This window comes from Bacteroidota bacterium (genome assembly GCA_018831055.1).
In the GTDB taxonomy this organism is placed as follows: Bacteria; Bacteroidota; Bacteroidia; order Bacteroidales; family B18-G4; genus M55B132.
On the sequence record JAHJRE010000158.1, the window covers coordinates 1 to 6562 of the forward strand.

Annotated in this window: 4 protein-coding genes; all 4 read right to left on the reverse strand. The window is 46.8% G+C overall.

What is annotated here, in order from left to right:
• Nucleotides 1-173: 173 nt before the first annotated feature.
• Complete coding sequence (locus KKA81_10335) at nucleotides 174-2555, reverse strand: T9SS type A sorting domain-containing protein (protein MBU2651322.1); 2382 nt, start codon at nucleotides 2553-2555, stop codon at nucleotides 174-176.
• Nucleotides 2556-2689: 134 nt separating this feature from the next.
• Nucleotides 2690-3934, reverse strand: coding sequence for a 3-ketoacyl-CoA thiolase (locus tag KKA81_10340; protein ID MBU2651323.1), 1245 nt, complete (start codon nucleotides 3932-3934; stop codon nucleotides 2690-2692).
• 13 nt (nucleotides 3935-3947) lie between these two features.
• Nucleotides 3948-5285: a 3-hydroxyacyl-CoA dehydrogenase family protein gene (locus KKA81_10345; GenBank protein ID MBU2651324.1), complete on the reverse strand. Its 1338-nt coding sequence runs from the start codon at nucleotides 5283-5285 to the stop codon at nucleotides 3948-3950.
• A 60-nt stretch (nucleotides 5286-5345) separates the two neighbouring features.
• Nucleotides 5346-6116 (reverse strand): enoyl-CoA hydratase/isomerase family protein, encoded by a 771-nt coding sequence (locus KKA81_10350; GenBank protein MBU2651325.1) that lies wholly within the window; start codon nucleotides 6114-6116, stop codon nucleotides 5346-5348.
• Nucleotides 6117-6562: the final 446 nt, after the last annotated feature.

Genomic DNA, 6562 nt, shown 5'->3' on the forward strand with positions numbered 1-6562 from the left:
AAAGGCTTGCGGATGAAAGAGAGATTGTTGATTCTGTATTCTGTATTCTGTATTTACAATAGGATTGGCAATGTGCGATTTGATATTGTCAATGCATTGTAAATAGCAAATTCTCAATTGTATATCCTATTGTAAATACAGAATACAGAATACAGAATCGACAATTTCTCCTTCTATTTAAACACAATCCTCTGCGTAACGCTGTTTTTCTCTCCCTGCACAACCACGTAGTAAATGCCTTTAGGGAAATAGGTGAAGTCGAGGGAATTGGAATACTGTCCGTTTTCAAAACCAAGCCGGCCACTAAAGACCTGCTGTCCATGAATATTCAAAATTCTGAGGGTAAACTGCTCTGTGTTCAGACTCTGAACATCCAGGTTAAAAATTCCGGAAGATGGATTTGGATATACCTCCAGTGCGATATCACGGCCGGATAGTTCATCGATGCCGGTACATTCATCAATGGTAAGGGTAAGGTCGTCACTGTCTTCTCCATCACAGGGGTCCGCGGAGCTTCCATAGAGTGACAATATCACACTACCATTCTCAATATCAGCGCTTCCGGGGGTATATATTGCGTAAAGTTCGTTCGGATCGTTGAAGGTCCCGTCACCGGCAGTGGTCCACATTGCCGAGTCGACGTTCTGTACGACCGGTTGCATCTGAATAGAATGGTTGATGCAGACAAGTGTGTCGTTCCCGGCATCCACCACGGCATCGAACAGGATATCCACGTGAACGGTGTCACTGTCTTCCCATCCCGGCTCATAGCCAAAGGCAGTCATAATAAGATCGAAATATCCGTTTTCAAGATCTTGTGTACCCCGGATATAAGCAGGCTGCAAAGTATTTGCAAACATAAGGGTACCGTCACCTGTGGTGACCCATTCTACCGACTGGGCAGAAGTGGCACTACCCTGTCCGTAAAAGACTTCCTCGCTGCAGATTTCACTATCCTCTCCTGCATTAGCCGTAGGAGGCTGCAAAGGACCGAGATCAAAGGAAGCGATTCGGGTTCCCCACACCGTTGTAGGAATATATTCCTGGGTATACCAGAATGTCAGGTCATCGGAAGGATCTACACTCATATAGCTGTAATCGCCCCAGCGGGGTGAACCCGACTGTGAGCCCGATCCTTCAACTATAGTTACTTCTTCAACATCCATCTGCCCAAGAGGTGTGGAGGCTGAACGGCCGGTATAGCGTATACCGGGATAGACATCGGCGCTGGTAACGGAATATCCCAGGGCAATATCTCCGTTGGCATTCATGGCCATAGAGGCCATCCAGCGGCTTAGTCCATCATTCGGTGCGTAGGTTCCTTCCTGGTAAATATACCAGTGATCCTGGCTGGCATCTTTTCTTAACTCATACCAGCGCACCCCGGCTCTGGTTCCCAGCTTCACTGTATGGTTAATGGTCATCGATTCATGTGTCCCGAAATTCCTGTATTTCAGGGGATACATCGAATACTTCGACAAGGGATCCAGCAACTGGGATGAATTGGGCTGGGGCAACTGCGGCCTCACGTTTGGGTCAAAGAAGCTGAATGCAGTCACCGGCAGATTATCCCAGCTTTGAAAGGTAGAGCTTGCAGGATTGGACCAGTCGACTGTGAATTTATATACCTCAAGCGATTGGGTATTGTATTTGTTCAGGTTAACTACCCATTGTGGCGAGCCGGCGGGAGGCAATGCTGTTCCGTCAAAATCCGCGGTATTCGTTCCATACTGGGCGGTATAAGGACCGAATTCAACCATGCGGGCATTTGGGCTGCCTACCAGCATAGAATCCTTTTCAAAGGCAACTATCGTGGCTCCCGCATACCCACCGGCAAACATATTATACGTGGCGTAATACGCATCAGGCCAGTTGCTGAATTTGGGATAATCGTTAAACAGTGAATATTGGAAGGCGTAGCGATAATATGCTCCGGTAGGGTCAGGGGTTTCTGAGACAGCGATCAGTTCCCAATAGGTGCCGTTATTGGTGTTAATAGCAAACTGTGTGGCAACCCAGCGATCTTCCAGTTCATCATAGATCACAACAGGATCACCGTCGTTGGTTCCGGTCCATGGCCCGACAAAACCATCCCATAACGTGCTGTTATCGACAGGGCCATATAAAAGATTTCCCTGCTTGTCCCAAATAGCAAAAGAAACATTAACCATCTGGAAATAATGATCAGGGCCAACATCGCCATCGGTATCGGGAGGTGTCAATGCAGTGATCCTTCCCACCCCGGCAAAATTCTGAAGCGGACCGGTAACATTCCTGCTTCCCATCTCTGTTTGCTGAACCATATCTACCTCAGGCTGAACGAAACTACTGTACATCATGGTTTCATCCCTGTCTTCATTCTGGATTTCGTTATCTTTCCAGCTACGGTCACGTTCCCCCGGCAGGATGATTTTCATATTCCGCAAAGGTGGAGTTTTATCAAAGTAGGTTGCTTTTTTAATGATAGGTTTGGTATCATTGATCATTTCCTGGGAAAAGGCAATTTCCACCGACATGAATGCCATCAGGAAAAAAATGGGTATAAACTTTTTCATTTTAATTAATTTATAATAATTACAAATTACGCGTAAACATACAACAACTCAGGCGGGTGTTTTGTTAATCAAAAGTTAAAAACACCCGCCTGGAAAGCTTTTCGTAAAATCTATCTTAACAGTAACAGGAAAGATTATTTTCCTGGTTTATAAATAATTGAAACAACCGTTACGTCGTCGCCGCCCATGTTTATTGTCATCCCATAGGGTTTGTCGGGATGCAAATTGATTTGTGCAGCCCCAGCTTTACCGGTCAGTTGTTCCCATATGGTGACTGCCTGGTGAACGCCGGTGGCGCCGGTGGGGTGGCCCCAACCGATAAGTCCTCCGGTTGTATTAACGGGAATCCTCCCATCTCTGGCGGTATGGCCGGCAGCCACGAAGTCGGCACCTTCACCGGGTTTCGCCAGTCCAAGGGCCTCCATAGCCAGGATCCCTGCAATGCTGAAGCAATCGTGGGTTTCGATGGTTCCCAGTTGATCCACAGTTATTCCTGCGCTTTCCATAGCACGATGAACGGCCTTTTTGATGGTTGTGAGCTCGGTCAGATCCGGCGGGTCCTTGGTGATATTTCGTTCAACCTGGGCAAAACTGACAATTTCGACGGCATCTTTGGGATCAATACCACATTTTTTCAATCCTTCTTCAGAAGCTACGATCAGGGCAGAAGCACCATCGGATACCTTGCTGCAATCGAACACCGTGAGATTATCGACGAAAAAGCGGCCATCGGGTTTTCTGCTGAGGTACAGAGTTTCTGGATCAGGCACTTTGTTCTCATATTCCTGGGCAGTAGGGCAAAGCCTTGCATTTTCCATGGCATTACGGAACCAGCGGGCCAGGCCTTTCCTGGTTCTGTCGAAACCGTATTTATCATAATAGGCTCCGGCACGATCGCTGAACTGCCCGGGAAAGAAATAAGCATGCCCATTCTTGCGTTTTTCGAACCAGCCTGCTCCAGCAAGTACGTCAGCCCCGTAAATAGCCTTCATGGTATTCTGAACCTCCACTCCAACAACCAGTACAACATCGGCAGTCTCGGCCAGAACAGATTTGATCCCACCCATGAGGGCAAGCGCACCCGAACCGCAGGCACCTTCAACACTGCTTGACGGCTTAAACTCCAGTCCATCGTGAATATAAGGAATGAAGCCAGGCATATTGCCCTGCTTGTTGAAACGCGGGGCCATAAAATTACCGATAACGCCTTCATCCACGTTATCCGGACCGCCTATCATGTTAAGTGTAGCCGTACCGGCCTCTTTGATATAATGTTCTAAACCCGGTCTTGTTTTTTTGGGATTAAACTCACTGCGACCGGTTCCCAGGGAAACGGTATTGTAACCGGCAGCCATATATACTTTTTTTCTTGGTATCATAGTTTGCAGTTTTTTAGTCAAAATAATTGTTTATGGGTCCGTAGGCATGGAAAAATCCTGTCAGCAGAACAGTATTAACGTCATCAGCGTGGGCGGCTACCTTATCGGCAACCAGCTTTTCCCCAATGTCTTTCGATCGTTTTCCATACTGCACGGCAATATCAGCACCCAAGGACTTAAGGTTCTTTAGATCGTTGAAGAAATTTCTCAGCGCAGCATCACGGTCTTTAATCCTGATAGCAGCTTTCCAGGATAAGAGCGATGCAGGCAGGTCTCCTAACCTTTCTTCGGCACTTTCCAGGATTTCGTCCACCGGAATATACTTTTTCACATAAGGGCCATAAATTGCCGTAATCTTTCCTTTCTCGTATTTAAAGAAACCGTCTTTCTGCGATCCGTCGGGATTCTGCCCGCCCTTGACACCCTGCTCAAAATACATATCGAGCAGCGGACTGTGGAGTTCCTCCTCGGGCATATGTGGGTTCATTACCTGCATGATGAACCTTACCACATCAATACCCACGTAGTCGATCAACTGGAAAATACCCATTGGTCGTACCAGTAAATCCTGGGTTATCCTGTTTACAAGATAAACGGCCATGATGTAAGGCATGTCCTGAGAAAGTCTTTCCACTTCATGAATCCCGTGTAAGGCATCCCTCATGAAATGACCATTCCCGATAAAACCGGCAACATCATTGGAAGGCACAACCACTTTCTGAAGTTTTTTGGCAAATTCAAGGGCAAACTCGTGAGCTTCTTTTTGTGTATTTCCGGTAACAATGATTTCTACCAGTTTCTGGACTGCCGGTGGATTGTAGAAGTGAAATCCCAGCACCCTGCCCTCCAGCCTGGCACCTTCGTCAAGAATATTAATCGGTACCGAAGAGGTATTGGTAAAAAACCACGGTTTGTGGGGATTATTCTCATCGATCTGCCTGAACAATTTAATTTTGAGGTCTTTATTTTCACTCACCGCTTCAAAAACCAGGTTTGATTCATAAGCAGCTTCAAGCCGGGTAGTAGGGTGAACAACGCTTAGCACATCATTAACATATTCTGTAACGATATCGGAGTTTTCGATGAGATCAGCCCGGTCGGCATAGATCCTGCGTAATGGCACCATTTTCTTTTCGGCCACTTTCAGCACCTGATCCCTGAGATATTTCATTACTCCGGCGAGCCCCTCATTTGAAATATCCATGGCATTCAATACGAATGTCTTTTTCTTGTTTTCCGGTTTGAGCATCAGGTCGGCCATTTCCAGGGCAGTCAGCAGGAGTATCCCGCTGCCCATTTTGCCCGCAGCACCCAGCACCGTTACGTTTTGCAATCTTTCTTCGTAATTCATATCAAGCAATAATTTTAAGTGGTTTTGGATATTATATCAACAATCGTAACCGGTTTATTATTACCAGTTTGGTTTTCTTTTTTCCAGGAAGGCGCGCATTCCTTCTTCTCCCTCATCTTTAAATTGTGTGCCAAAATATTCTGCTTCAAGTTCGCAACCTTCTTCGAAAGGAGAGAGCAAGCCTTTACGGGCGACGTATTTGACCTTCCTGACTGCTTTAGGGCCTTTGGATTTTATGATATTGGCAATTTTCATGGTTTCTTCCATGAGTGCTTCCGGTTCAACAACTTTCTGCACCAGGCCAATCCTGAGGGCTTCAGCGGCATCTATCATTTCCCCGGTCATAAGCAAAAAAAGTGCATCGGCTAGTCCAACAAGTCTGGGAAGACGTTGTGTACCCGCGTAACCCGGGATCATTCCAAGGTTAACCTCAGGTTGCCCGAAACGGGCTTTGCTGCTGGCGATCCTGAAATCACAGCCCATGGCAAGTTCCAGCCCGCCGCCCAATGCAAATCCGTTAATGGCAGCAAATACAGGAATATCCAAAAGCTCAAGGCTGCGGAACGTATTCTGCCCCAAACGGGAAAAGGCTGACCCTTCCTCAGGAGTTTTATCAACCATCTCGGAAATATCGGCCCCGGCAACGAAGGCTTTTCCTTCGCCGGTAATGATCATGACACTTATTTCAGGATTCCCTTTAACATCTGCAACCACATCGTCCATCTCATGAAAAAAATTGGTATTCAATGCATTCAGCGCTTCCGGGCGATTGATCTGCACCAGAATAATCCCATCAGAAATACTCACTTTTAGGTTTTTATATTCCTTCATATGCTGTTATTTTTTGATTCCTTTCAAATATAAAAATATTTTGAAGAACGCATCATCATAAAATAATCTTGTATTGTCTATTTGTGAAAACTTTATTAATAGCTATAAAGTATCCACCTCATCCACATCTCCTTCTCTTTTTTCACACTACCTCATCTCCAACCCCTTCTCTTTGATCACCCCACCTCAACCCCAACCCCTTCTCCTGAAGGAGAAGGGGCTACCGCACTAATCACGCCAATCAAGGCAAATCCGGTTCAGTTTTGCAGTCACGTCTCCCCTCTCCTTCAGGAGAGGGGCCGGGGGTGAGGTGGTTTGATCGGAGAGGGGCCGGGGGTGAGGTGGTGTGATCGGAGAAGGGGCTTTCGCGCTAATCACACTAATCAAGGTAAATCCGGTTCAGTTTTGCAGTCACGTCTCCCCTCTCCTTCAGGAGAGGGGCCGGG